The organism is Streptomyces sp. CB03238 (assembly GCF_002099185.1).
In the GTDB taxonomy this organism is placed as follows: Bacteria; Actinomycetota; Actinomycetes; order Streptomycetales; family Streptomycetaceae; genus Streptomyces.
The window spans coordinates 140,492-165,556 of sequence record NZ_NBCN01000008.1 but is presented as its reverse complement, the minus strand read 5'-3'; the positions used below and the strand labels follow the sequence as shown (position 1 = coordinate 165,556).

Annotated in this window: 19 protein-coding genes; 8 read left to right on the top strand and 11 right to left on the bottom strand. The window is 73.6% G+C overall.

The features are described 5' to 3' along the window. The first annotated feature begins 50 nt into the window (after nucleotides 1–50). The gene (locus tag BKD26_RS16695) at nucleotides 51–2,303 is read left to right on the top strand and encodes a heavy metal translocating P-type ATPase (protein ID WP_084898682.1); all 2,253 of its coding nucleotides are present in this window, start codon (nucleotides 51–53) and stop codon (nucleotides 2,301–2,303) included. Nucleotides 2,304–2,533: 230 nt separating this feature from the next. Here the strand turns inward: BKD26_RS16695 and BKD26_RS16690 are convergent, their stop codons facing one another. Then, complete coding sequence (locus BKD26_RS16690; RefSeq protein ID WP_179166570.1) at nucleotides 2,534–4,480, bottom strand: AAA family ATPase; 1,947 nt, start codon at nucleotides 4,478–4,480, stop codon at nucleotides 2,534–2,536. A 301-nt stretch (nucleotides 4,481–4,781) separates the two neighbouring features. Here BKD26_RS16690 and BKD26_RS40280 point away from each other — a divergent pair, with 301 nt between their 5' ends. Then, nucleotides 4,782–4,955: a hypothetical protein gene (locus BKD26_RS40280; protein WP_179166566.1), complete on the top strand. Its 174-nt coding sequence runs from the start codon at nucleotides 4,782–4,784 to the stop codon at nucleotides 4,953–4,955. On the opposite strand, the gene BKD26_RS16685 is transcribed toward BKD26_RS40280, so the two are convergent. Next, nucleotides 4,942–6,609, bottom strand: a complete 1,668-nt coding sequence (locus tag BKD26_RS16685) for a DNA repair helicase XPB (RefSeq protein ID WP_084898678.1) — start codon at nucleotides 6,607–6,609, stop codon at nucleotides 4,942–4,944. The two genes, BKD26_RS40280 and BKD26_RS16685, sit on opposite strands and share 14 nt — an antisense overlap. A gap of 240 nt (nucleotides 6,610–6,849) precedes the next feature. On the opposite strand from BKD26_RS16685, the gene BKD26_RS16680 reads away from it, so the two are divergent. Continuing rightward, the gene (locus BKD26_RS16680) at nucleotides 6,850–7,167 is read left to right on the top strand and encodes a hypothetical protein (protein ID WP_143662662.1); all 318 of its coding nucleotides are present in this window, start codon (nucleotides 6,850–6,852) and stop codon (nucleotides 7,165–7,167) included. 21 nt (nucleotides 7,168–7,188) lie between these two features. On the opposite strand, the gene BKD26_RS40275 is transcribed toward BKD26_RS16680, so the two are convergent. Next, entirely contained in the window at nucleotides 7,189–7,353 is a 165-nt protein-coding gene (locus BKD26_RS40275; RefSeq protein ID WP_179166564.1) for a hypothetical protein, read from the bottom strand. 357 nt (nucleotides 7,354–7,710) lie between these two features. Then, nucleotides 7,711–10,437 carry a helicase-associated domain-containing protein gene (locus BKD26_RS16675; protein WP_084898674.1) on the bottom strand — a complete coding sequence of 909 codons (2,727 nt, stop codon included), beginning with the start codon at nucleotides 10,435–10,437 and terminating at the stop codon, nucleotides 7,711–7,713. 42 nt (nucleotides 10,438–10,479) lie between these two features. On the opposite strand from BKD26_RS16675, the gene BKD26_RS16670 reads away from it, so the two are divergent. Then, entirely contained in the window at nucleotides 10,480–11,454 is a 975-nt protein-coding gene (locus BKD26_RS16670) for a hypothetical protein (protein WP_084898916.1), read from the top strand. 258 nt (nucleotides 11,455–11,712) lie between these two features. After that, on the top strand, nucleotides 11,713–12,363 hold the full coding sequence (locus BKD26_RS16665) for a haloacid dehalogenase-like hydrolase (protein WP_107417885.1): 651 nt from the start codon (nucleotides 11,713–11,715) through the stop codon (nucleotides 12,361–12,363). On the opposite strand, the gene BKD26_RS16660 is transcribed toward BKD26_RS16665, so the two are convergent. After that, the gene (locus tag BKD26_RS16660; RefSeq protein ID WP_084898672.1) at nucleotides 12,330–12,590 is read right to left on the bottom strand and encodes a hypothetical protein; all 261 of its coding nucleotides are present in this window, start codon (nucleotides 12,588–12,590) and stop codon (nucleotides 12,330–12,332) included. The two genes, BKD26_RS16665 and BKD26_RS16660, sit on opposite strands and share 34 nt — an antisense overlap. A 152-nt stretch (nucleotides 12,591–12,742) precedes the next feature. Here BKD26_RS16660 and BKD26_RS42025 point away from each other — a divergent pair, with 152 nt between their 5' ends. Then, a complete protein-coding gene (locus BKD26_RS42025; protein WP_031073201.1) occupies nucleotides 12,743–13,126 on the top strand; it encodes a cold-shock protein in 384 nt (127 codons plus the stop codon). Here BKD26_RS42025 and BKD26_RS16650 read toward each other — a convergent pair. The 4 genes from BKD26_RS16650 to BKD26_RS16635 are packed head-to-tail and all read right to left on the bottom strand — an operon-like array spanning nucleotide 13,123 to nucleotide 16,555. Then, nucleotides 13,123–13,956 (bottom strand): 1,4-dihydroxy-6-naphthoate synthase, encoded by an 834-nt coding sequence (locus tag BKD26_RS16650; protein ID WP_084898913.1) that lies wholly within the window; start codon nucleotides 13,954–13,956, stop codon nucleotides 13,123–13,125. The two genes, BKD26_RS42025 and BKD26_RS16650, sit on opposite strands and share 4 nt — an antisense overlap. Nucleotides 13,957–13,967: 11 nt before the next feature. Continuing rightward, nucleotides 13,968–14,696: a futalosine hydrolase gene (locus BKD26_RS16645; protein WP_084898670.1), complete on the bottom strand. Its 729-nt coding sequence runs from the start codon at nucleotides 14,694–14,696 to the stop codon at nucleotides 13,968–13,970. A gap of 2 nt (nucleotides 14,697–14,698) precedes the next feature. Beyond that, nucleotides 14,699–15,181: a DUF2771 domain-containing protein gene (locus BKD26_RS16640; protein ID WP_084898668.1), complete on the bottom strand. Its 483-nt coding sequence runs from the start codon at nucleotides 15,179–15,181 to the stop codon at nucleotides 14,699–14,701. A 27-nt stretch (nucleotides 15,182–15,208) separates the two neighbouring features. Then, a complete protein-coding gene (locus tag BKD26_RS16635; protein WP_084898667.1) occupies nucleotides 15,209–16,555 on the bottom strand; it encodes an MFS transporter in 1,347 nt (448 codons plus the stop codon). 286 nt (nucleotides 16,556–16,841) lie between these two features. Here BKD26_RS16635 and BKD26_RS16630 point away from each other — a divergent pair, with 286 nt between their 5' ends. Next, nucleotides 16,842–17,765, top strand: coding sequence for a DUF3027 domain-containing protein (locus tag BKD26_RS16630; RefSeq protein WP_084898665.1), 924 nt, complete (start codon nucleotides 16,842–16,844; stop codon nucleotides 17,763–17,765). A 436-nt stretch (nucleotides 17,766–18,201) separates the two neighbouring features. Then, a complete protein-coding gene (locus tag BKD26_RS16625) occupies nucleotides 18,202–21,300 on the top strand; it encodes a molecular chaperone Hsp90 (RefSeq protein ID WP_084898912.1) in 3,099 nt (1,032 codons plus the stop codon). A 7-nt stretch (nucleotides 21,301–21,307) separates the two neighbouring features. Here the strand turns inward: BKD26_RS16625 and BKD26_RS16620 are convergent, their stop codons facing one another. Together BKD26_RS16620 and BKD26_RS16615 are read right to left on the bottom strand one after the other, a co-directional pair. Beyond that, nucleotides 21,308–22,408: a ferritin-like protein gene (locus BKD26_RS16620; protein WP_084898663.1), complete on the bottom strand. Its 1,101-nt coding sequence runs from the start codon at nucleotides 22,406–22,408 to the stop codon at nucleotides 21,308–21,310. 138 nt (nucleotides 22,409–22,546) lie between these two features. Then, complete coding sequence (locus BKD26_RS16615; RefSeq protein WP_084898662.1) at nucleotides 22,547–25,015, bottom strand: HAD-IC family P-type ATPase; 2,469 nt, start codon at nucleotides 25,013–25,015, stop codon at nucleotides 22,547–22,549. Nucleotides 25,016–25,065 lie beyond the last annotated feature (50 nt).

Genomic DNA, 25,065 nt, shown 5'->3' with positions numbered 1-25,065 from the left:
ATCGAGACGGCATACCCTGTTGGGGTATAGATTTTCGAGGAGCAGCACTCATGAGCACCCCCACGACGACGACACCCGGCCCCGCCGCCGAGGTCGAGCTCGCCATCGGCGGCATGACCTGCGCCTCGTGCGCGGCCCGTATCGAGAAGAAGCTCAACCGCATGGACGGCGTCACCGCGACCGTCAACTACGCCACCGAGAAGGCGAAGGTGTCCTTCGCCGACGGCGTCCAGGTGGCCGACCTCATCGCCACCGTCGAAGCGACCGGCTACACCGCCGAGGAGCCCGCGCCCCCGGCACCCGAGGCCCACGAAGAGCAGCCGCCCGACGAGCTGCGGCCGCTGCGGCAACGCCTGATCACGGCCGTCGTCCTCTCCGTACCCGTCATCGCCATGGCCATGGTCCCGGCCCTCCAGATCGAGTACTGGCAGTGGCTCTCCCTGACCCTCGCCGCACCGGTCGTCACCTACGCCGCCTGGCCCTTCCACCGCGCCGCCTGGACCAACGCGCGCCATGGCGCCGCGACGATGGACACCCTCATCTCGGTCGGTACGTCGGCGGCGTTCCTGTGGTCGCTGTGGGCGCTGTTCTTCGGTACGGCCGGTACGCCCGGCATGACCCACCCCTTCGAGCTGACCATCGCCCGCAGCGACGGCGCCGGGAACATCTACCTGGAGGCCGCCGCCGGGGTCACCGCCTTCATCCTGGCCGGCCGCTACTTCGAGGCCCGCTCCAAGCGCAAGGCGGGCGCGGCGCTGAGGGCGCTCCTCGAACTCGGCGCGAAGGACGTCACCGTCCTGCGCGGCGACCGGGAAACCCGCATCCCGGTGGGAGACCTGCGCGTCGGCGACCGGTTCCTGGTCCGGCCCGGCGAGAAGATCGCCACCGACGGCACGGTCGACGAGGGCACCTCCGCCGTGGACGCCTCCATGCTCACGGGCGAGTCCGTGCCGGTGGAGGTCGGCGTCGGCGACCCCGTCACGGGCGCCACCCTCAACGCCGGCGGCCGGCTCGTCGTCGAAGCCACCCGCGTCGGCGCCGACACGCAACTGGCCCGCATGGCCAAGCTCGTCGAGGACGCGCAGAACGGCAAGGCGGCCGCACAGCGCCTCGCCGACCGGATCTCCGCCGTCTTCGTCCCCGGCGTCATCGGCCTCGCGCTCGCCACGCTCGGCTTCTGGCTCGGCAACGGCTCCGGGCTGACCGCCGCGTTCACCGCCGCCGTCGCCGTACTGATCATCGCCTGCCCGTGCGCCCTCGGCCTCGCCACCCCGACCGCCCTCATGGTCGGCACCGGGCGCGGCGCCCAGCTCGGCATCCTCATCAAGGGCCCCGAGGTCCTGGAGACCACCCGCAAGGTCGACACCATCGTCCTCGACAAGACCGGCACCGTCACCACCGGCCGCATGACCCTGCTCGGCGTCCACACCGCCGACGGCACCGACGAGGCCGACGTGCTGCGCCTGGCGGGCGCCCTGGAGCACGCCTCCGAGCACCCCATCGCCCGCGCCGTGGCGGCCGGCGCGGCCGAACGCGTCGGCGCCCTCCCCACCCCCGAGGACTTCGCCAACATCGCCGGCCTCGGCGTCCAGGGCGTCGTCGAGGGCCACGCGGTGCTGGTCGGCCGGAAGAAGCTGCTGTCCGAGTGGGCCATCGAACTGCCCGCCGAACTCCAGCGCGCCCGGCACGAGGCCGAGGCCGCCGGCCGTACGGCCATCACCGTCGCCTGGGACGGCGAGGCCCGCGCGGTCCTGGAGGTCGCGGACGCGGTCAAGGACACCAGCGCCGAGGCGATCCGCCGGCTGCGCGCCCTGGGCCTCACCCCCATCCTCCTGACCGGCGACAACCGCGCCGTCGCCGACGCCGTCGCCGCCGAGGTCGGCATCGACGAGGTGTACGCGGAGGTCATGCCGGAGGACAAGGTCGACGTGGTCAAGCGCCTCCAGGCCGAGGGCCGGTCGGTCGCCATGGTCGGCGACGGCGTCAACGACGCGGCCGCGCTCGCCCAGGCCGACCTGGGCCTGGCCATGGGCACCGGCACGGACGCCGCCATCGAGGCCGGCGACCTCACGCTCGTACGCGGCGACCTGCGCGCCGCCGCCGACGCCATCCGCCTCTCCCGCCGCACCCTGGCCACCATCAAGGGCAACCTCTTCTGGGCCTTCGCCTACAACGTCGCCGCCCTGCCCCTCGCCGCCGCCGGGCTCCTCAACCCGATGATCGCCGGTGCGGCCATGGCGTTCTCGTCGGTGTTCGTGGTCGGCAACAGCCTCCGGCTGCGCGGCTTCAAGCCGGCGGCGTAGCAGTCCGGGACCCCGGGCTTACGCCGGTGGTGCGGTGCCGGGCGCCGGGGTCTCCGGTGGGGGGACCTCCCGGGGCCTGGGCCCGCCGCGAAAGGGGGACGCGCAGTGGGGGGTGTTCTGGGCGTAGAACGACTGAGCTTGCGAAGGAGAGCCCAGGCCCCCCACGGAACGGACCCCAACGGTGCGCTCCCGCGCACGGGCGACCCCGAAGGACCGAACCGGGCCGGGCGTCAGCCCAGCTGCGCCGGCAGCGGGGCCGCGTGCAGGACCGTCAGGCCCGAGACCGCCCTCGTCAGGGCCACGTACAGCCGCCGGAGGCCGGTGCGTTCGTCCGGTTCGCCGTCGACGATCGCCGCCGGCTCGTCCAGGACGACGTAGTCGTACTCCAGGCCCTTCGCCAGCGAGGCGGGCACCAGCGTCAGCCGGGACGCGGCCGTCGTCTCCTCGCCCGGCGACAGCCAGGGCAGGCCGGCCTCCCGCAGCGCCTCCGCCAGCACCGGAATCCGCGCGTCCGCCGCGATCAGGCCGATCGACCCCTCGTGCCGGAGCGACGCACGGCACGCCGTCACCACCGACGACGCCAGGTCCTCCGCCCGCCGCACCTCCAGCGAGCCCGGCGACTCCCGCACCGACCGCACCTCCGCCAGTCCCGGCGACATGTGCGGCAGCAGCCGCGAGGCGTACGCGATCACCTCGCGCGGCACGCGGAAACCGGCCGTCAGCTCCTCCACCACCGCGTCCGGCTTGCCCAGGTGCGCCAGCGCCTCCGCCCAGCTCGCCGTCGCCCACGGCGTCGTCCCCTGGGCCAGGTCGCCCAGCACCGTCGCCGAGCCGGTCGAGCAGCGCCGCCCCACCGCCCGGTACTGCATCGGCGACAGGTCCTGCGCCTCGTCCAGGACCACATGGCCCAGCGACGGCGTACGCTCCACCAGGTCGGACGCCTCGTCGATCAGCACCGCGTCCGCCGCCGACCACGTCGCGGACTTCACCGAGCGCGGCGGCTTCGCCCACAGGATCGCCTTCCGCTCCTCCTCGTCCAGCAGCCCGTCCGCGTGCTCCGCCAGGAACTCCGCGTCGGACAGCAGCCGCAGCACCAGCTTCGCCGGGTCGACGGCCGGCCACACCGCCTTGACCACCGCCTTCACCGCCGCGTTCCGCGCCACCGCGTCCTGCACCCGGTCGTCCGGCGCCTCACCCGCCTGCTCCATCCGCACCAGCACCGTGTGCGCGATCCGCTGTGGAAGGGCGTCCCGGGCCGCCCCGTACCGGATGTCCCGGTCGAGCAACTCAGCGACGATCTCCTCCAGTTCGTACGCGGGCACCCGCCACCGCCGCGAACCGCGCACCACCATCAGGGGTTCCGTCGGCAGCGTGACGTGCGACCGCACGGCCCGCCGCAGCACCTCGGCCATCCGGGCGTCGCCCTTGACCACGGCCGCCGCCGGGTCGTCGGCGCCCCGCACCTCGACGTGCGCGACCAGGTCGTCGACGGTCGCCTGCCTGACCTCCAACTCGCCGAGCGCCGGAAGAACTTGCTCGATGTAGTGGAGGAAGGACCGGTTCGGCCCGATGACCAGCGTGCCGGTGCGGGCCAGCCGCTCCCGGTGCGCGTACAGCAGGTACGCCACCCGGTGCAGGCCGACCGCCGTCTTGCCCGTCCCCGGGCCGCCCTGCACACAGACCGAGCCGGACAGGCCGCTGCGGACGATCTCGTCCTGCTCCGGCTGGATCGTCGCGACGATGTCCCGCATCGGGCCCACGCGCGGCCGCTCGATCTCCGCCTGGAGCAGCTTGGAAGCCCGCTCCTCCTCCGCCGGGTCGGACAGGTGCTCGTCCTCGTACGCGGTCAGCTCACCGCCCGTGTAGCCGAACCGGCGCCGCAGCGCGACGTCCTGCGGGTCCTTCTTCGAGGCCCGGTAGAACGGCTGCGACACCGGCGCACGCCAGTCGACGACCATCGGGTCGCCGTCCGCGTCATGGACGTGCCGCCGCCCGATGTAGAAGCTTTGCCCCTCCTGCGTGGTGTGCAGGTAGTCCAGCCGCCCGAAGAACAGCGGCGTGTGGGAGAGATCGGCGAGCGCCTTGATCCGCTCCTCGATCTGCGCCGACAGGACGGCGGCGTTGACCCAGTTCGCGGTGACGTCCCTGATGTCCAGGGCCTGGACGTCCTCCCGCATGGCGCGCAGGGCGGCGCGCGAGGCGGCGAGATGGGCGCGCTCGGACGAGAGCGGATCGGGCACGGCGAAGCCTCCGGGGTCGTACGCGGGTGATGGCGGGGCCGACCGGTTTCCGACCGGAGGGCGGCGCTCCACGAGAGGGAGGCGGGCAAGGCCGGCGATTGTAGCCACGCGCCGAGGGAGCGGCGAGCGAATATCCGACCCGTAGGGGATGCCGTATGCCTGGAGTCGTACGCGGGCGGCACCAGGGTTCGGTCTGGGGACCGATGTACCGCCCACGTACGGAAACCATCATGGAGACATGACCGCAGCCACCCTCCACGACGCCCCCGGCGCCACCGCCCTCGGCGCGACCCGGCACCCCGCCCACCGCCTCGGCAACGCCCTCCGCGCGATCAAGGTGTTCGCCGAAGCGGCGTTCGGGGTCGTCGTCCTCGGCGAGTACGCGGAGGAAGCCGGCGTCAGGCGCCGCTGAGATCCGGATCGACGTCCTGTGCGAGCAGCTCGTCCGCGTCGACGATCCGGTACGCGTACCCCTGCTCGGCCAGGAACCGCTGGCGGTGTGCCGCGAAGTCCTGGTCGATCGTGTCCCGCGCGACCACCGAGTAGAAGTGCGCCTGGTGCCCGTCCGCCTTCGGCCGCAGCACCCGGCCCAGGCGCTGCGCCTCCTCCTGACGTGACCCGAAGGTGCCCGACACCTGAATGGCGACGGTCGCCTCCGGCAGGTCGATCGAGAAGTTCGCCACCTTCGACACCACCAGCACGCTGATCTCGCCCTGCCGGAACGCGTCGAAGAGCCTCTCGCGCTGCGCGTTGGGCGTCTCGCCCTTGATCACCGGCGCGTCCAGGTGCTCGCCCAGCTCGTCGAGCTGGTCGATGTACTGGCCGATCACCAGGATCTGCTGGCCCGCGAACCTCCGTACCAGCGCCTCCGCGACCTTCTGCTTGGTCGCGGTCGTCGCGCAGAAGCGGTACTTCTCCTCCGTCTCGGCGGTCGCGTACGCGAGCCGCTCGCCGTCGGTGAGGTTGACGCGGACCTCGACGCAGTCGGCGGGCGCGATGTAGCCCTGTGCCTCGATCTCCTTCCACGGCGCGTCGAACCGCTTCGGACCGATCAGCGAGAACACGTCCGACTCGCGGCCGTCCTCACGTACGAGCGTCGCCGTCAGCCCCAGCCGCCGCCGCGCCTGAAGATCGGCGGTGAACTTGAACACGGGCGCGGGCAGCAGATGCACCTCGTCGTAGACGATCAGGCCCCAGTCGCGGGAGTCGAACAGCTCCAGGTGCGGGTAGACGCCCTTCCGCTTGGTCGTCAGCACCTGGTAGGTGGCGATGGTGACCGGGCGGATCTCCTTCTTCGTGCCGCTGTACTCGCCGATCTCGTCCTCGGTCAGCGACGTCCGCTTCACCAGCTCGTGCTTCCACTGCCGGGCGGAGACGGTGTTCGTCACCAGGATCAGCGTCGTCGCCTTGGCCTTCGCCATGGCGCCCGCGCCGACCAGCGTCTTTCCGGCACCACAGGGCAGCACGACGACACCGGAGCCGCCGTGCCAGAAGCCCTCGACGGCCTGCTTCTGGTACGGGCGCAGCGCCCAGCCGTCCTCGGCCAGGTCGATACGGTGCGCCTCGCCGTCCACGTACCCGGCGAGGTCCTCGGCCGGCCAGCCCAGCTTGAGCAGCGTCTGCTTGATCTGGCCGCGCTCGGAGGGGTGCACGACGACCGTGTCGGGGTCGATGCGCGTGCCGACGAGCGGCTGGACCTTCTTGGAGCGGAGGATCTCCTCCAGGACCGGCCGGTCGGTGGTGGTCAGGACCAGCCCGTGCGTGGGGTGCTTGGACAGCGTCAGCCGCCCGTAGCGGGCCATCGTCTCGGCCACGTCCACCAGCAGGGCGTGCGGCACGGGGTAACGGGAGAACTCGACGAGCGCGTCGACGACCTGCTCGGCGTCATGCCCGGCCGCCCGCGCGTTCCACAGGCCCAGCGGGGTGACCCGGTAGGTGTGGATGTGCTCGGGCGCACGCTCCAGCTCCGCGAAGGGAGCTATGGCGCGCCGGCATGCGTCGGCCTGCTCGTGGTCGACTTCGAGCAGGAGTGTCTTGTCGCTCTGGACGATGAGTGGTCCGTTCACGCCTCACCCTTTCCTGGCGGCCTCGGTGTGTGGCCAAACATCCAGTGTTACGCATCGGCGGCGTAAGTAGCCGGGCTGCGGCGAATGAGTAGCCGCACACTGGGGCCGGGAATGCGGGCGCGGTGGGGTGGGGGCATGCGAAACAGCGCGATGCGTAACCGGGTGATGCGAAGCCGGGCGAGGCGGAACCGGTCGAACCCGTTCCCGCCGCACCTCCTGCCGCCCCGTCCCCCGGCGCCCTTGCCGTACTCGCCGCACGACGACCGGTGGTGGGTGCCGCCGCTGGGGTTCTCGGCGCTCGCGCTCGTCCTGCTGGCCGTCTTCTCGGCGCCGCTGCGCGAAGAGGGGGCGTGGCCCTGGTGGTGGGCGGGATATCTGCTGCCGCTGGGGATGGTGGGGCGTACCTGGTTCATCGACCGGTGGCAGCGGGGGCGTCAGGCGCGGGTCCGGCTCGGGGTGATGGGGTGTGTGCTGACCGCGGCGTACCTGTCGCTGCTGGAGGCCATGGGGGGCGTCGTCTTCTTCGCGATGCTGCTCACCGGTCACGTCCGTGCGTGACCGGTGAGGTGCCGGGCTGGTTCAGATCAGCGGACTTGTGAGCAGCGGGCCCTCGATCTGGATGTCGGTCAGCGGGCCGCTGATCGGGCCACCGACCGGCGGAAGCGTCGCGGCGGTGGCCGGGGTGGCGAGGGTGGTGAACAGCAGAGCGGTGCCTGCCAGGGCGAGGGCGATACGTCGGTTCATGTCGGGTTCCTTTCGCGTCTGCGGGGCAGCGGACCGGGCCCGCACCGTCCGTGGCGGTGCGGGCCCGGTCGCGTCGCGGGGCGGGCGGTCAGAGGGTGATGCCGCTCGCGAGGTCGATGCCGACGGCGGCGGCCTGGGCGGTGAACGCGGACAGGAACGCGGCGGTGGTCAGCAGGACGGTGGTGACTCGACGCATGGACGACCTCTTTCCGGTGGTGCGTGTTCGGGACGCCCCGTGGCTGCCCGCGCCGCGCCGGGGGAATGCGGAACGTCCCCCTGGAGTGGGGTATCGGTCACTCACGGGCGGTAAATCCGCCGTTCGGGCGCATGATCCGCGTCAGGTCGGGTCAGGCCGGGTCAGGTCGGGTCGTCGGCGTCGGCCAGTTCCGCGACGCCCGTGATCCGGTGCAGCGGGTACGTGCGGACCTCGTCGGCGGTGTGGTCGTACGCCGTGACGAAGCCGCCCTCCACCCGGACCGGCGCGATGACGCGCTGGCTGGCGGCGCCCTCGGCGTTGACGTAGCCGATCCAGACCGCCGAGCCGGTCATCGCGGCGGCCTGGACGGTGGCGAGGGTCTCGGCGGCGGAGGTGCGGGGCGGTGCGCCGTTCGTGGCGGCGCCGGCCGGCTCGTCCTTGCGTACGACCGTCGACGCGAGGTCCCCGGCGCGGATCGCCTTCACGGCGGCGCCCAGCAGCGTGGCGTCCGGTTCCGGTGGGCCCTCCGGCACCGGCGCGGGCGCCGTGCGCGCCGGGGTGCGGTACGCGTGCGCCCGGGTGATCAGGACGTCGCCCTCCGCCGACTCGGCCGCCGGGGCGAACCCCATGGAGCGCAGCCCCTCCAGCAGCGTGGCCGGGTCGGCCTGGGCGGCCAGCACGGTCGGCGCGAGGCGCCGCAGACGGAGGGACGCCGACCGCTTGTCGGCGAGGATCTCGCCGAGCACGGCGTCGTCGTCGCAGCGTACGTAGGCGGAGGCGGCGCCCACCCGCAGGTGGCCGTGTCGGCGGGCCACGTCGTCGATCAGGTACGCGAGCGGCTGCGGAACGGGCGTGCGGGAGTGTGCCGCCAGGAAGGCGTGCAGGTCGGCCGCCGCCTGCCCGGCGTCCAGGGCGCGGCGTACGGAGCCGGGCGTGAAGCGGTACACGGTGGCGCCGCCCTTGGACTCGACGTCCGCGACCACGGCCAGCATGTCGGCGAGCGGCCGCTTCAGGGGGCCGGGGGCGACCGCCGTGAGGTCCGCCTGGAGCAGTACGTGGTCGACCGGCTCGGGCAGCAGCGGCGCGAGGAGCGCGGCGGCGCCCGCGTGGGCGGCGACGGCGGCGTGGGCGGGGCGGCGGCCGTTGAACGTCTCCGCGTCGGGCGCGGCGGGAGCGGGCACGGCGGCCCTGTCCGGGCGGCCCGCACCGTGCCCGTCCACCGGGTGGTCCGCGCCGTGGCCCGTCACCGGGTGGCCCGCCACGTGGTGGCCCGTCACCGCGTGGTCCGCGCCGTGGCCCGTCACCGGGTGGTCCGCCACCGGGTGGTTCGTGCCCGGGGCCGGCGCGCCCGGCAGCAGGGCCCGGCCGTGGGCCGCGAGGGCGCCGCGCCCCGTCACGCCCAGCAGCTCCGCCTCCGTCAGCGTCCAGCTCGCCAGCCGGGCCCGCAGGTCCGCGCCGCCCGCCGTCTGCACGGCACCCCGCCCGTTCCGCAGCGGGCGCTCCCACCGCAGCCGGGCCAGCAGCGTGTCCGGGTCCGGCGACGCCCCGGCCGGGAGCCCCGCCAGCAGCGTCAGCACCCGGCGGCGCACCTCCGGCGCGGCGCCCCGGTCGAGGTCGGGCCCGAGCGCCGCGAGCGTGCGCCCCTTGGCGTCCTGGGCGCCCACCAGGCCCGGCGTACGCGTCGCGGTCAGCCACGCCCCGGCCAGCCGGGCCCACCGCTCGGCGGCCGGCAGGCCGAGCCACTCGTCGAACGCGGGCGTCGGCGCGTACCGCTCGTCGGCCTCGCCGTCCGGCGCGATCAGCCCCGCCCCGTACGCCACCTCCAGCCAGAACGCCGCCACCTGCTCCGTCACGTCCAGCGCCGCCGCCGTCCGCTTCAGGTCCCGTACGGACATGCCGCCCGCGCGCAGCACGGCCGGCCCGCCCTCGTTCCACTCCTTGGCCAGCTCCTCGATGGTCGCAAGCGCGGTGTACGCCTGGCCCGCCGCCGTACTGTCCACAACCTGTGGACGGTACTCGCGGGCGGGCGTGACGGCGGGCGGCACCGGCTCGGGCGCCCGGTGCGCGCGCCCGGCGCGCAGATGCAGCGCCGCCTCGCGCGGCAGCACCACCGTGCGCGCCGTCGCCGGCAGCAGCAGGCCCCGGTCGCGCAGCCAGCGCACCGGTGGCGCCGGGTTCGCCGACACCTCGCCGTACGGCGGCCCCCACACCAGCCGGTCCAGCACCCCCAGCGCCTCCACCGGCGCCGTGTCCAGCAGCGCGCCCATCCGCTCCCGGTCGGTGAACAGATCCGTCAACGCGGCCACCGCCGACACCGGATCGTGTGTCGTCGGCAGCCCGGCCGCCGCGATGATCTCCTGGAGCCGGGTCGGCGACATGCCCGCCGTCGCCTCCGCGACCGTCGGTCCGAGCCCCGTGGGGGACGGGTGCTGCGGCGACGGGGCCAGCAGCTCGCGGGCCGTCCGCACCAGCCGCAGCCGGTCGTCCTCGCCCCACAGCAGCGCCTGCTCGCGCAGGATTCCGACCGCACGCGGCAGCGCCGCCTCGACCTCCGGGTCGCCCTCGTCGCCGGCCATCAGCCCGAGCAGCACGGGATACGGGGCCGGGTCCGGCGCCACCGCGAGCGCCTCGGCCGTCTGGAGCGTGAACCGGTCCAGCCGCTCCAGCGCCCGTACGACGGAGGCGCGCGTCCCCGCGCGGGTCGCCAGCTGCGTCAGGTCGCTCGGCACCGGGACGAGCAGGTCGGGGCGGGCACGCAGCAGCGCGGCCAGGCCCTCGTCGCCGCGCGCCCGCAGAGCCTCCGCGAGGGTGCGCGGAGCCGCCGTACCGCCCGTACCTTCGGTCCCTGCGGCCACGTGCGCCTCCCGATCGAGCTCACCGGTCCCCATCCGGACCACGTTAGCCCCTGCGCACGCGCTAACGTCGTGACGGTGGGGATCGAGAGCGACCAGCTGGTCTTCGACTATCTGAGCCGGGTCGGTGACCTGGCCCAGCAACGGCAACTGCCCTCGCAGACGCGGATGAGGCTCGTGTCGTCGCTGCGCGCCGAGATCGACACCCGGCGCGCCAAGGACGACAGCCCGGCGGCGGTACGCGGCATTCTCACCGCCCTCGGCACGCCGGACGAGGTGGTCGGCGCGGCGGCGTCCGGCGGCGGCGGTCCGGCGCGCCCCGCCGTACCGGTGCAGCGCACACCCCGTACGCGGTTCCGCCGCCGCCCCGAGGCCCCGGACGTCCCGCCCGCGGCGGCGGAGTCCTGGAGCCCGCACCTCGCGGGCATGGACGAGGCCGGCGCGTCGGTGGAGCAGCCGGACTGGTGGCGTGTCGAGGAGGGCGCGTTCGGCCAGGAGGGGGCGTTCGGCGGGCCGGGGGCGTTCGGCGGGGACATCCTGCCGCCGGGGTTCCGGGGCGGGGTGGAGATCCCGGACATGCTGAAACCCCCACCGAAACCGGACGAGACCGCCGCCGAACCCGCCACCGAACCCGCCGCCGAACCCGCCCAGGACGCCCCCGAGGCACCCCCGGCCCCCGCGCCGTCGCGCCGACGGGTGCCACTGCCCCGGCTCCGGCTCGGCCACCCGATGCTGGTGGCCGCCGCCGTACTGCTGGTGGTCGGCGTCGCCCTCGGCTCGTGGCTCGCCCTCGGCGGCGGCTGGCTTCTCGCGTACGCCACGGGCCGGCTCAGCCGCGCGGAGGCGAAGCTTGCGGTGTTCGGCCTGCCGGGCGCCGTCGCCGCGGGCGCCGCGGTGTGGCTGTGGGGCCGCCTCGACGGCCGCTGGGGCGACCCGATCCCACCGGGCGGCGACGCCATGAGCGCCGCGCTCGCCGGCACCTGGCCCTGGACCCTCCGCACCGCCGCCCTCGCCTCCGCCCTCTACCTCCTCTGGCGCGCCCGCCGCGCGTGACGCCCGTGGCCGCCGCGCTTGACGCCCGTGGCCGCCCGGGCGTGGCGCCCCTCTGCCGCGCCCGGGCGGGGACCCTCGGGGGCGTTCCGGCGCGGGGGGCGTGCCGTTGGGGCCGCTCCGGGGATCGTGTCCTGGGCTCTCCCTCGCAAGCTCGGTCGTTCTACGCCCAGAACACGACCCACTGCGCGTCCCCCTCCGAGCGCGGCCCCGCTCCCGGTCGCCCGAACCGCGGGTGGCCGAAACCGGCCGGCAGGCACAATGGCCCCCATGGCCTCGCACGCTTCTGCCCCGACGGTCGGCTTCGACCTCGACATGACCCTGATCGACTCCCGCCCCGGCATCCACGCCGCCTACCGGGCGCTGTCCGCCGAAACGGGCGTGTGGATCGACGCCGACCTCGCCGTCACCCGCCTCGGACCACCCCTCGAACAGGAGCTCGCGCACTGGTTCCCGGCCGACCGGATCCAGGAGATGGGCGACCGCTACCGCGAGATCTACCCCACGTACGCCATCGAGCCGACCCTCGCGATGCCCGGCGCGAAGGATGCGATTCAAGCCGTTCGCGCGGCGGGCGGCCGGGCCGTCGTCGTCACCGCCAAGCACGAGCCGAACGCCAAGCTCCACCTCGCCCACCTGGGCATCGAACCCGACGCGGTGATCGGCTGGCTGTGGGCCGAGGCCAAGGCGGACGCGCTGCGCGAACACGGCGCGAGTGTGTACGTCGGCGACCACACCGGCGACGTACGCGGCGCCCGCACGGCAGGCGCGCTCGCCGTCTCCATACCCACCGGACCGTGCGACGCCGACGAGCTGCGGGCGGCCGGCGCGGATGTCGTCCTGCCCGACCTGACGGCCTTTCCCGCCTGGTGGGACGCCTACAGGGCGGGCCGGGCGGCCGACTTGGCCTGACGCCGCTGGGCGGCGATCGAGCGCAGCACGCCGACGCCGGCGATCAAGAACCCGACGCCCATGAGCATGCACACCGCGTACGCGATCGGCGGGAACGGATCGGTGCCCAGGAACAGCGGTGCCACGGTGACAAGAGTGGCCACGGCACCGACGATGAAGACGATCCCGCCGGCCCGGACGAGACCGTCACCGGGGGCGGCGCTGCTCGCGGGGGTTTCACTATGCATTCGGCCAGGGTAGTTCCCTGGCCGGAGGAACAGACCGGCGACGTCTTGTCACCAGCCCCTGGACCATTAGCCTTGGTCCTGGCGGGCCACGCGGCCCGCTGTAGTGCTATCCAGAGCCAGTTTTCTTATCGAGTACGAGGACGAGGACAGACGTGCCTACCGGCAAGGTCAAGTGGTTCAACAGCGAGAAGGGCTTCGGCTTTCTCTCCCGCGACGACGGCGGCGACGTCTTCGTGCACTCGTCGGTGCTCCCTGCCGGAGTCGACGCCCTGAAGCCCGGCCAGCGCGTCGAATTCGGCGTGGTCGCGGGCCAGCGCGGTGACCAGGCGCTTTCGGTGACGGTCCTCGACCCGACGCCGTCGGTCGCGGCGGCGCAGCGCCGCAAGCCGGACGAACTGGCGTCGATCGTGCAGGACCTGACGACGCTGCTGGAGAACATCACCCCGATGCTGGAGCGCGGCCGCTACCCCGACAAGGTCCACGGCAAGAAGATCGCCGGCCTGCTGCGGGCGGTGGCGGACCAGCTGGACGTCTAGCTCGTACGGAACGACAGCGCATCCCGGCCGAGGGGCGGCACCAGCCCCTCGGCCGCCGCACGCGTCAGCAGGCCCCTTACGGCGGCGTAGCCGTCCTCGCCGAGGTCGGCCGTGAATTCGTTGACGTACAGGCCGATGTGCTGATCGGCCACGGCCGGGTCCATCTCCTGGGCGTGTTCGCGTACGTACGGGCGTGACGCCTCCGGGTCGTCCCAGGCCATGCGGACCGACGCGCGCGCCGACTCGGCGAGCAGCTTCAGCGTGTCCGCGCCCAGCGACCGCTTGGCGATGATCGCGCCCAGCGGGATCGGCAGGCCCGTCGTGGACTCCCAGTGCTCGCCCATGTCGGCGAGGCGGTGCAGCCCGTAGGCCTGGTACGTGAAGCGGGCCTCGTGGATGACGAGCCCCGCGTCGACCTTGCCGTCCCGTACCGCCGGCATGATCTCGTGGAACGGCATCACCACGACCTCGCCGACGCCCCCCCGGACGACGTCCGCCGCCCAGAGGCGGAACAGCAGGTACGCCGTGGAGCGCTCGCTCGGCACCGCGACCGTCTTCCCCGCCAGGTCCAGGTCCGGCTCGCGGGTCAGGACCAGCGGGCCGCAGCCACGGCCCAGCGCGCCGCCGCACGGCAGGAGGGCGTACTCGTCCAGGACCCACGGCAGCGCGGCGTACGACACCTTGAGGACGTCCAGCTCACCACGCTCGGCCATGCCGTTCGTGACGTCGATGTCCGCGAACGTCACATCCAGCTCCGGCGCGCCCGGCACGAGGCCGTGCGCCCAGGCGTGGAAGACGAACGTGTCGTTCGGGCACGGCGAGTACGCGATCCTCACGGGCCTCACAGGTCCTCCAGGAAGACGGTGGTGCTCAGCAGCTGGAAGGCGTACCGCAGCGAGTCCAGCGCCTGGCCGATCCGCCAGGCGGCGCGGTCGCGCGGGCCGACGGTGTTGGAGACGGCGCGGATCTCGACGACGGGTACGCCGTGGGCGGCGGCCGCCTCGGCGATCCCGAACCCCTCCATCGCCTCCGCCCCGGCACGCGGGTGACGGGCGATCAGCTCGGCGGTACGGGCGGCGGTGCCGGTGACCGTGGACACGGTCAGGACGGGCGCGACGACGTGCGGCTGCCCGCCCTCGTACAGGGCCTTGGCGATCCGGTCGGTCAGCCCGGGGGGTGGGGTGTGGACGGAGCGGCCGAAGCCCAGCTCCTCGACGGCGAGGTACCCGCCGGGCGTGTCGGCGCCCAGGTCGGCGGCGACGATCGCGTCGGACACGACGACCGTCCCGAGCGGCGCGTGCGGGTCGAACCCGCCGCCGATGCCGGCCGAGACGACGAGGTCGTACGCGTACGGTGCCGCGGCGAGCGCGCTGGTCGCCGCGACGGCCGCGGCGGCGGGCCCGACGCCCCCGGCGACGACGTCCACTACCGGACGTCCCACGGGCGCGGTCAGGGGCGTCACGGTGTGGCCGGACCGGAGGACGCGCGGGGCGGACGGCGCGTAGCCGTCGAGGCCGGCGGTGACGGAGTCCGACTCCGCCGCCACCGCCGTCACGACCAGGACGCGCAGGGTCAGGATTCCTTCTTCAGCTCGAAGTGCCAGATGCCCGTCAGCTTCTTGCCGCTCGTCTCGACGATGCTGATCTGCGCCGAGCTCGCCGTCTCACCGGTCTGGCTGGAGAGGAACGCGTTGGCCGGGATCGTCCGGTACGTCTTCTTGTACGGCTCCTGCTCGGCCCGCTGGCCGCCGATGAACAGCGTCCAGCCGTTCTCGGCGATCTCCGGGTCGACACCGAAGCGGATCCGGTCGTCCGCGGAGACGGTGATGGTCTTCTCCGCCTTCTTCTCCAGGCAGGCCTGGATCTGCGACTCCTTGATCGCTTCGCCGTCGTTGTAGCAGGTCGCTTCGGTGTGGACCGAGTCGGACCCGACCGTCACGGTCGCGAGCGGGGTCGGCTTGGTGCCACATGCGGAGAGTACGAGGAGTCCGGCGGAGACGGCACCCAGAGCGACACCGGCCCGGCGGGCCTTACCGGAAAAGAACGCAACGGTCATGGGGCGAAGGCTATACGTCGGCCCGGGTCACGCCACGCGGGGGTGCGGCGTGCCGCGCCGCGCCGCCGCCAGCAGGCCCCGTACGGTCACCACCACGCCCAGCGCCAGGATCCCCGCCGCGACCGACATGCCGAGGGCGCCGTTCAGCGGCAGGGCGATGCCGATCGCGCCACCCACCACCCACGACATCTGCAGCAGCGTCTCCGAGCGGGCGAAGGCGGAGGTGCGGACGACCTCCGGCACATCCCGCTGGATCATCGCGTCCAGCGACAGCTTCGACAGGGCCTGCGACAGCCCCGCCACCGCCCCCAGGGCCGCCACGGCCACCCCGCCGAAGAACACCGCCGCCACGATCGCCGCCGTCATCGCGAGCGTCACCATCGCGGCGACGATCAGCTCCGGCGCCCGGGACCTGAGCAGTGCGCCCAGCGCCGTACCGCACGCGTTGCCGACACCCGCCGCCACGCCGACGATGCCCAGCGACACCGCCGCGCTCTGCCCCGACAGCGGATGCTCGCGCAGCAGGAAGGCGAGGAAGAAGATCAGGAAGCCGGACAGCACCCGGTGCGCGGCGTTCGCCTGGAGGCCGTGCAGGACGGACGGGCCGACCGTGCGGAGGCTCGGCTTCTGCTCGCCGTGCGTCAGCATGTGCGCCTTGCGCTCGCCCTTCGCCGAGTCCACCTTGTGCGGCATCGACAGCGCCAGGAACGTTCCTCCGGCGAACAGCACACACGCCCCGTACAGCGGCCACTGCGGCCCGATCTGCTGCAACCCGACCCCGGCGGGTGCGGCGATGCCCGTCGCCAGCAGGCCGGCGAGGGTGACCCGGGAGTTCGCCTTCACCAGGGAGAAGCCGTGGGGGAGGAGACGGGGAACGACGGCGCTGCGCACCACCCCGTACGCCTTCGACGCGACCAGTACGCCGAGCGCCGCCGGATACAGCTCCAGGTCGCCGGTGGCGACCGCGCCCGACAGGGCGATGGCGAGCACCACGCGGGTGCCCATCGCGGCCGCCATCGCCGCGCGCCGGCCGTGCGGGATGCGGTCCAGGAGCGGGCCGATCACGGGCGCGAGGAGGGTGAACGGGGCCATGGTGATGGCGAGGTACAGCGCCACCCGGCCGCGGGCCTCGTCGGTCGGTACGGAGAAGAAGACCGTGGAGGCGAGGGCGACGGTGATCATGACGTCGCCGGCGCCGTTCACGGCGTGCAGCTCGATCAGTTTGCCGAGGCCCGATTCGCCCGCGCCGTGGGCGTGCGTCGCTTTTCGGATACCGCGCGCCGTGCCGGTGAACGGCAGGTGCAGAGCACGGCCCACCCGCCGGCCCGCCCTCTGGAGCGGCCCGGCATCGTCGGACGACCTCACGGCTGCCACCTCGTCATAGTGCCCCAGCAGCCCCTTCCGCGAACCGTGATGAGAGCTACTTGGGGCGGGCAGGTGGGCGGCGGGCTGCGGAGGGGGTAGCGTGCGTAGCGCGCCACCGGCGGAAGTTCCCGGCCGCGCGCCTCTTCGGCATCCCGCAGAATGGATGACGATAGGTGTGCCCGAGACACGTCGGGCGCGGACGTCGATGCGGCCCGTTGGTCCGCTCCGCCCGCCGCCCGTACATCGCGAATCGGCCGGCGCACCTGTGAGACGGCGTAGGAGATGAGCGAGACCTGTGAGTGCTGCGACGACGCGAAGCCGTACTGCGCGTACCCCCGCCCCCGACCGCCTGTGCGCCGAGGCGGTGGACCTCGCCCGGGAGGCGGCCGAGGAGGCCGCGGCGCCCGGGGTGGTGGGCGAGCACACGGGTGTCGTGGCGGAGGGCGACCGGGTCGTCACGCACTTCTTCGAGTGCCAGGAGCCCGGGTACCGGGGGTGGCGCTGGGCGGTGACCGTGGCCCGCGCGTCCCGCGCGAAGGCCGTCACGCTCGACGAGACGGTGATGTTGCCGGGGCCCGACGCTCTGCTCGCCCCCGAGTGGGTGCCGTGGAGCGAGCGGCTGCGGCCCGGTGACCTCGGGCCCGGCGACCTGCTGCCCACGGAGCAGGACGACCTCCGCCTGGAGCCCGGGTACACCGGCGAGGACGCGCCGCCGCCGAACTCCCCCGTCTCGGAGGAGATGGCCGAGCTCGTCGACTCCGAGGACGCCGACCTCGTCACCCGTACGCCCTCGCGCGGCACCATCGCGGCCGTCGCGGAGGAGCTCGGGCTGCGGCGGGCGCGGGTCCTTTCGCGGTACGGGCTGCATGTCGCGGCCGACCGGTGGGAGGAGTCCTACGGGGCGAAGACCCCGATGGCCCAGGCCGCCCCGGCGTCGTGCGTGACGTGCGGGTTCCTGATGCCGCTGGGCGGCTCGCTGAAGCAGGCGTTCGGCGTGTGCGCCAACGAGTTCTCGCCGGCGGACGGGCACGTGGTGTCGTTGACGTACGGCTGCGGCGGGCACTCCGAGGCGGCCGTCATGCCCAAGCCGCCGCGCCCGGCCCCGCCGGTCCTGGACTCGATGGGCGCCGACGAGTTCCCGCTGCGCCCCGCCCGCGACAGCGGCTCGGTGCCCCCGGTGTCCCCGGACGCCGCCTCCGAGGACCTGGGCCACAGCTAGCCCTCCCCCCGGTCGGTGGCGCCCTCACGGGCGGCTCCGCCCGGCTCCGGTGGGCCGCGCCCTGCGGGGTTGCCCGTGCGCGGGGGCGTGCCGTTGGGGTCCGCTCCGTGGGTCGTGTCCTGGGCTCTCCTTCGCAAGCTCAGTCGTTTTACGCCCAGAACACGACCCACTGCGCGTCCCCCTTCGCGGCCGAGCCGAGCCCCGCGCACCTGCGCGGCGCGAAGCTGCCGCACCCCGGGGTGCGGGGGCGTCAGCCCCCGCAGCAGCAACCCTGGGGTCCGGGGGCGGAGCCACCGGTTGCGGGGAGTGGGGGTCCCCCCACGCCCGCCAGGCCGTAGGGGGAGGGGTGGGGGAAAACCGTCGGCCTCGGTCACGCGGTACCTTCGGGCCCCGTAGCTACAAGCACAAGTCCAAGAGAGCGGAGCACGACGTGAGCGTGAGGGCGACGGCGACCGATGGGGCCGACCCGTTCGGGACCGCGCGGCTGCGGCGTGGGGTGCTCGACGCGTGGGGCGCCGGGCCCGCCCGGTTCAGGGAGGACGCCAACGCCGAGGAGGACCTGGCGCTTGGCGGGTACCGAGACCGCCTGGTGGTCGAGCTGGCCCAGAACGCCGCCGACGCCGCTGCCCGCGCGGGTGTCCCGGGGCGGCTGAGGCTCACGTTGCACGCCGCCGACGCCGACGGCCCCGCCGTACTCGCCGCGGCCAACACCGGCGCGCCCCTGGACGCGACCGGCGTCGAGTCGCTGAGCACGCTGCGCGCGTCCGCCAAGCGGGAGGGCCACGAGGGCGCGGTCGGCCGGTTCGGTGTCGGGTTCGCCGCGGTGCTGGCGGTGAGCGACGAGCCGGCGATCGTGGGCCGGCACGGGGGCGTGCGGTGGTCGCTGCGCGAGGCCCGCGAAATGGCCGCCGAGGCCGCGCAGGCCAGCCTCGGCCTGGGCGACGAGCTGCGCCGCCGGGACGGCCACGTACCGCTGCTGCGGTTGCCGCTGCCCGCCGAGGGCACCGCGCCGGAGGGGTACGACACGGTGGTGATCCTGCCGCTGCGGGACGCCGCCGCCGTGGACCTGGTCGAGCGGCTGCTCGCCGGGATCGACGACGCGCTGCTGCTGACGCTGCCGGGGCTCACCGAGGTCGTCGTCGAGACGCCGGGTGGGCAGCGCGTGCTGACGCGTACGCAGCAGGACGCGTACGTACACATCGAGGACAGCGACAGTGGGACGCGGCGGTGGCGGACCGTCACCCACCAGGGCGGCATCGACGCCGAGCTGCTCAAGGACCGGCCCGTCGAGGAGCGGCTGCGGCCCCACTGGGCGGTGACCTGGGCCGTGCCCGTGGACGACGAGGGCGCGCCCGTCCACCCCCGTACCGCACCGGTCGTGCACGCGCCGACGCCCACCGACGAGCCGCTGGGCATCCCGGCGCTGCTCATCGCGACGTTCCCGCTCGACACCACGCGCCGCCACCCGGCGCCCGGTCCGCTCACCGACTTCCTGGTGCGGCGGGCGGCCGACGCGTACGCCGAGCTGCTGGCCGAGTGGCGACCCGTGTCGACGGGGACGATCGACCTGGTGCCGGGGCCGCTCGGCAAGGGCGTCCTCGACGGGGAGATCCGGGGCGCCGTGCTGGAGCTGCTGCCGCGCGTGGCGTTCCTGGCGCCGGCGGCGGCCACGGAGGAGCTGACGGCGCTGCGCCCGTTCGAGGCGGAGGTCGTCGAGGGCGCGGGCGCCGACACCGTACGCGTCCTGGCGGAGGTCCTGCCGACGCTGCTGCCCGCCGGTCTGGAGCGCCGTACCGAGCTGCGCGCCCTGGGTGTGGCCCGCCTGCCCCTCGGCGACGCGATCGACCGGCTGGCGGGCACTGAACGCACCCCCGAGTGGTGGCACCGGCTGTACGAGTCGCTGGCGGGCGTCGACCCCGACCGGCTGACCGGCCTGCCCGTGCCGCTCGTCGGTGGCCGTACCGCGACCGGCCCCCGGCACGTCCTGCTGCCGCTGCCGGACACGCCGGCCGACCTGACGAGGCTGGGCCTGAAGGTCGCCCACCCGGACGCCGCTCACCCGCTCCTGGAGAAGCTCGGCGCCCTGCCGGCCACCCCGCGCGCCGTGCTCACCACGCCGCAGGTGCGGGCCGCCGTCGCCGCATCGCTGGACGCCGGTGATATGTGGGACGAGGACGCGCTGGACGCCGACGAGCTGGCGGACACCGTCCTCACCCTCGTACGCGACGCCGGTCTGGAGCCGGGTGACGAGCCGTGGCTGGGTGCGCTCGCGCTGCCCGACGAGGACGGGGAGCTTGCCCCGGCCGGTGAACTGGTGCTGCCGGGCAGCGACTTCGCCGCCGTCATGGGTGAGGACGAACTGGCGCTGGTAGACGCCGAGTTGGCCGAGCGCTGGGGCGAGCAGCCGCTCGCCGCGTGCGGCGTGCTCGCGAACTTCGCCCTCGTACGCGCCACGGACGTCGTCCTGGACCCGGACGAACTGGAGCCCCGCGACGGAGACTTCCCCGAGCCGGACGACGTCGGGCTGCTGGACGCCGTGGACGTGTGGTGCGAGGACGTTTTGGACCGGCTGCCCGAGACGCCGGTGCCGCCGGTCGCGACCGAGATCGTCGCCGTGCGGGACCTGGACCTGGTCGACGACGACGCCTGGCCCCGGGCGCTGGCGCTGCTCGCCCGGCCGCCGCTGCGCGACGCGCTGACCCAGCCGGTGCGCGTCCTGCTGCCGGACGGCACGACCGAGACGGTCCGCTCGTACACCGCCTGGTGGCTGCGCGACCACCCGGTGCTGGACGGCCGCCGCCCGGCCGGGCTGCGCGCCGCCGGGGCGGACCCGCTGCTGGAGGGCCTGTACGACCCGGCCGACACGACCGGCTTCGCCGACGCGCAGGTGCTGCGCGCCCTGGGCGTACGCACCTCCGTCGCCGCGTTGCTGGACGAGCCGGGCGGTGCCGCCGAGCTGCTGGGCCGCCTCGCCGACCCGGAGCGGGAGGTGACCGGCGCCCAGCTGCACGGCCTGTACACGGCCCTCGCGGACCTCGACCCCGAGCAGGTCACCCTCCCCGACGAGCTGCGCGCGGTCGTCGACGGCGAGGTGCGGGTGGTGGACGCGGCGGACGCGCTGGTCGCGGACGCGCCCGACCTGCTGCCCCTCACCGAGGGACGGCCGCTGCTGCCGGTGGCCCCGGCGCGGGCGGCAGACCTGGCGGAGCTGCTCCAGGTGCGGCGGCTGAGCGAGGAGGTCGAGGCGGAGGTCACGTCGGACGGCGAGGAGCACGACGTACCGGAGTCGGTGCACGCCCTCCTCGGGCCGGGTACGCCCGCGACGTACGTCGAGCACGAGGAGCTGCGCGCGGGGGGCGTCGAACTGGACTGGCGCCGCACCCCGGACGGCACCGTCCACGCGGCCACCCTGGAGGGTGTGGCGGCGGGGCTGGCGTGGGCGGCCGGGCAGTGGCCGCGCCGTTTCGAGGTGGCGGCGCTGTTGGAGGACCCGTCCCGTACGGCGGAGCTGGCCCGCGACCGCTGGTTCGACTGAGGAGCGTTTACGGTTCCCGCTGGACGTAGCGGTATTCGGGGCCATAGGTGCTGCCCTTGCCGTCGGGCAGCGGGATCCTGACGAGGACGCGCGCCAGGGTGCGCATGTTGCCCATGGACTTGATGGCGTTGGCGACGAGGGTGGTCTGCTGCTGCTTGTCCGGCGTCCGCCAGGTCGCCTGGAGGGAGCGGAGCATCGAGCTGTAGTGGGCGTTGAACTCGTCGAGCATGACCTCGACGCCGTGGGCGGGGGCGTTCTGCTGGTCGGCGGCCCAGCCGCCGGCCGGGACGCGGCCCATGGGGTGGGAGGCGGGCAGGGGGATCTCGGGGCCCTTGAAGTCCCAGGTGGGCTTGGAGCCGTCGTGGACCTTGATGAGCTTGCGCCCGTGGTACAGCTCGCGGAAGACGTAGTAGTGGGCCAGCTCGCCGGGCTTGCCGGGGAAGGGATTGTCGGGTGAGGCGTGGGTGCCCTCGCCCTGCGCCATGATGATGCCGATCGCGGTGTCGGCGTCCTGCCAGGTGCGGATGGGTTTGATGGCGTTGCCCTCGCCGTGCTTCTTCGACAGGTCGAACTCCATCTGGGGCCCGCCGCGGCCGGTGTCGAAGAGGGCCTTGTTGGTTTTCAGGGCCGTGCGGACCTTGTCGTAGAAGGCGCCGATCGAGGTGTACGTCTCCTTGTCGGCGTAGGCGGCGAGCGGGCGGTCCGGCTTCTCGATCTGCGAGTACAGGTCGGCGGCGTCCTTGTTCAGCCCGCTGAGGTACACCTTCAGCTCGGGGCGTACCCCGCCGGGCAGGGCGCCCGGATAGGTGGGGACGGTGGCGGGGTCGGCGAGGACGGGCGTGCCGCCGATGGCGCTGAGGATGTTGCCGACCAGCCCGAGGTGGGACATCTCGTCGAAGATGATCTCGCGGATGGCGTGGTGGACGTCCTTGTCCTTCTGCGGGTCCTTGATGGACCACAGTCCGCAGGAGTACGGGGGGATGGTGGCCAGCTCGACCAGCATCGCCATCTGGAGGGCGTTCTTGAGCCACTCCTCTCCGCAGTCGGTGTCGTCGACCCGCATCAGGTCGACGATCGTGTCGCTCCGGTAGCCGAGCACCGTCGTCATGCGCACACACCTTATGTCCTAGTTCGACGTGTCACTGCCGTGCCGGAATGTACGGGACAAATCGAACGGGCAGGGGTGACGCGAGCGGATGTGCTGACCGGTTCAGCCGTTCAGCCCTGGGGGCTCGCCAGGGCTTGCCTACGCCGGGAACCTGCGGTTCACCACCCGCCACGCCAGCTCCACGAGCGCCGCACCCACCGCCGCGATCGCCACGGCCGCCCACGGCATCGTCGTGCCCACCAGCCGCAGCGCGAAGAAGTCCTGGAGCCAGGGCACGACGAGTACGAGCAGGAACGCCGCGCCCATGACCGCGACCAGCGCGATCCGCCACCACGTGTAGGGCCGGGCGACGATCGCCAGCACCCACATCGACACCAGGAACAGCGTGAGCGTCGCCGCGCTCGTCTCGGCGCTCAGCGCGTCCGGCCCGCTGTAGTGGGTGCGGGCCAGCAGGTACGTGGTGAAGGTCGCCGCGGCCGCGACGATCCCGCCCGGGATCGCGTACCGCATCACCCGCCGTACGAAGTTCGGCTTCGCCCGCTCCTTGTTGGGCGCGAGGGCCAGGAAGAAGGCGGGCGCGCCGATGGTGAGGGTGGACAGCAGGGTGAGGTGGCGGGGCAGGAAGGGGTATTCGATGCCGCTGCACACCACCAGGATCGCCAGCAGCACGGAGTAGACCGTCTTGGTGAGGAAGAGGGTCGCGACGCGCGTGATGTTGCCGATGACCCGGCGGCCCTCGGCGACGACGGAGGGGAGGGTGGCGAAGCTGTTGTTGAGCAGGACGATCTGCGCCACAGCCTTCGTGGCCTCCGAGCCCGAGCCCATGCTGACCCCGATGTCCGCGTCCTTCAGGGCGAGGACGTCATTGACGCCGTCGCCCGTCATCGCGACCGTGTGCCCACCGGACTGGAGCGCGCCGACCATGTTCCGCTTCTGCTGCGGGGTGACGCGCCCGAAGACGGCGCCCTCGTCGAGCGCCTTGGACATCTCGGCCCGCTCGGCGGGCAGCCGGCGGGCGTCGACGGTGTGCTCGGCGCCGGGCAGGCCCAGCTTGCCGGCGACGGCGCCGACCGAGACGGCGTTGTCGCCGGAGATGACCTTGGCGGCGACGTTCTGGTCGGCGAAGTAGGCGAGGGTGTCGGCGGCGTCCGGGCGCAGCCGCTGCTCCAGGACGACGAGGGCTGTGGCGCGGGCGGTCGCGGCGACCTCGTGGTCGTCCAGCTCGCCGGTGACGCTCGCGAGGAGCAGGACCCGCAGCCCCTGCTGGTTGAGGTCCTCGATCTCGTCGAGGACGGGGTCGCCGTCGGGGAGGAGGACGTCGGGGGCGCCCAGCAGCCAGGTGCTGGTCTGCCCGTCGCCCTCGTTGAAGGTGGCGCCGCTGTACTTGCGTGCGGAGGAGAACGGCAGCGCCTGCGTGCACCGCCACCGCTCGTTGTCCGGGTAGGCGTCGATGATCGCCCGGAGGGAGGCGTTGGGGCGCGGGTCGGACTCCCCGAGCGCGCCGAGGACGGTGCGTACGTACGCCTCGTCGGAGCCGTTCAGGGCCCGCAGTTCGGTGACGTCCATGCCGCCTTCGGTCAGCGTGCCGGTCTTGTCGAGGCACACGACGTCGACGCGGGCGAGCCCTTCGATGGCGGGCAGCTCCTGCACCAGGCACTGCTTGCGGCCCAGCCGGATGACGCCGATGGCGAAGGCGACGGAGGTGAGGAGGACCAGGCCCTCGGGGATCATCGGCACGATGCCGCCCACGGTCCGCGCCACGGAGTCCTTGAAGTCGACCTCCTTGACGACGAGCTGGCTGATGATGAGCCCGATCGCGGTCGGGACCATCATCCACGTCACGTACTTGAGGATCGTGGAGATGCCGTTGCGCAGCTCGGAGTTGACGAGGGTGAAGCGGGACGCCTCTTCGGCGAGCTGCGCCGCGTACGCCTCGCGCCCCACCTTGGTGGCGGTGAACGCCCCGCCGCCCGCGACGACGAAGCTGCCGGACATGATCTGGTCGCCGCGCTTCTTCAGGACCGGGTCGGCCTCGCCGGTGAGGAGCGACTCGTCGATCTCCAGGTTGTCGGCCTCGGCGACCTCCCCGTCGACGACGGCCTTGTCGCCCGGCCCGAGTTCGATGCAGTCACCGAGGACGATCTCCGACGTCGACACCTCGGCCGCGACCCCGTCCCGCCGGACGGTGGGCTTGACCTCGCCGATGAGGGCGAGCCCGTCGAGGGTCTTCTTGGCGCGCAGCTCCTGGATGATGCCGATGCCGGTGTTGGCGATGATCACGAACCCGAACAGGCTGTCCTGGATCGGCGCGACGATCAGCATGATCACCCACAGGACGCCGATGATCGCGTTGAAGCGGGTGAAGACGTTGCCGCGGATGATGTCGGTGGTGGAGCGGGAGCTGCGTACAGGTACGTCGTTGACCTCGCCCCGCGCGACCCGCTCGGCCACCTCGGCGGCCGTCAGCCCGGCGGGCCGGTGCCGGACGGGCGGCGGTACGGGGTGGACGGGGTCGAGCTCGGCCCCGGCGTCGATGATGGGCCCGCCGTGACCGGCGCCGTCGGGGCCGTCGGGGCCGTCGGTCTCGATCTTCGCCCGCTGCGTCATGTTCTCGACGGTACGACCGGAAGTCTGGGCTCACCCGCCGAGCGCCGCAA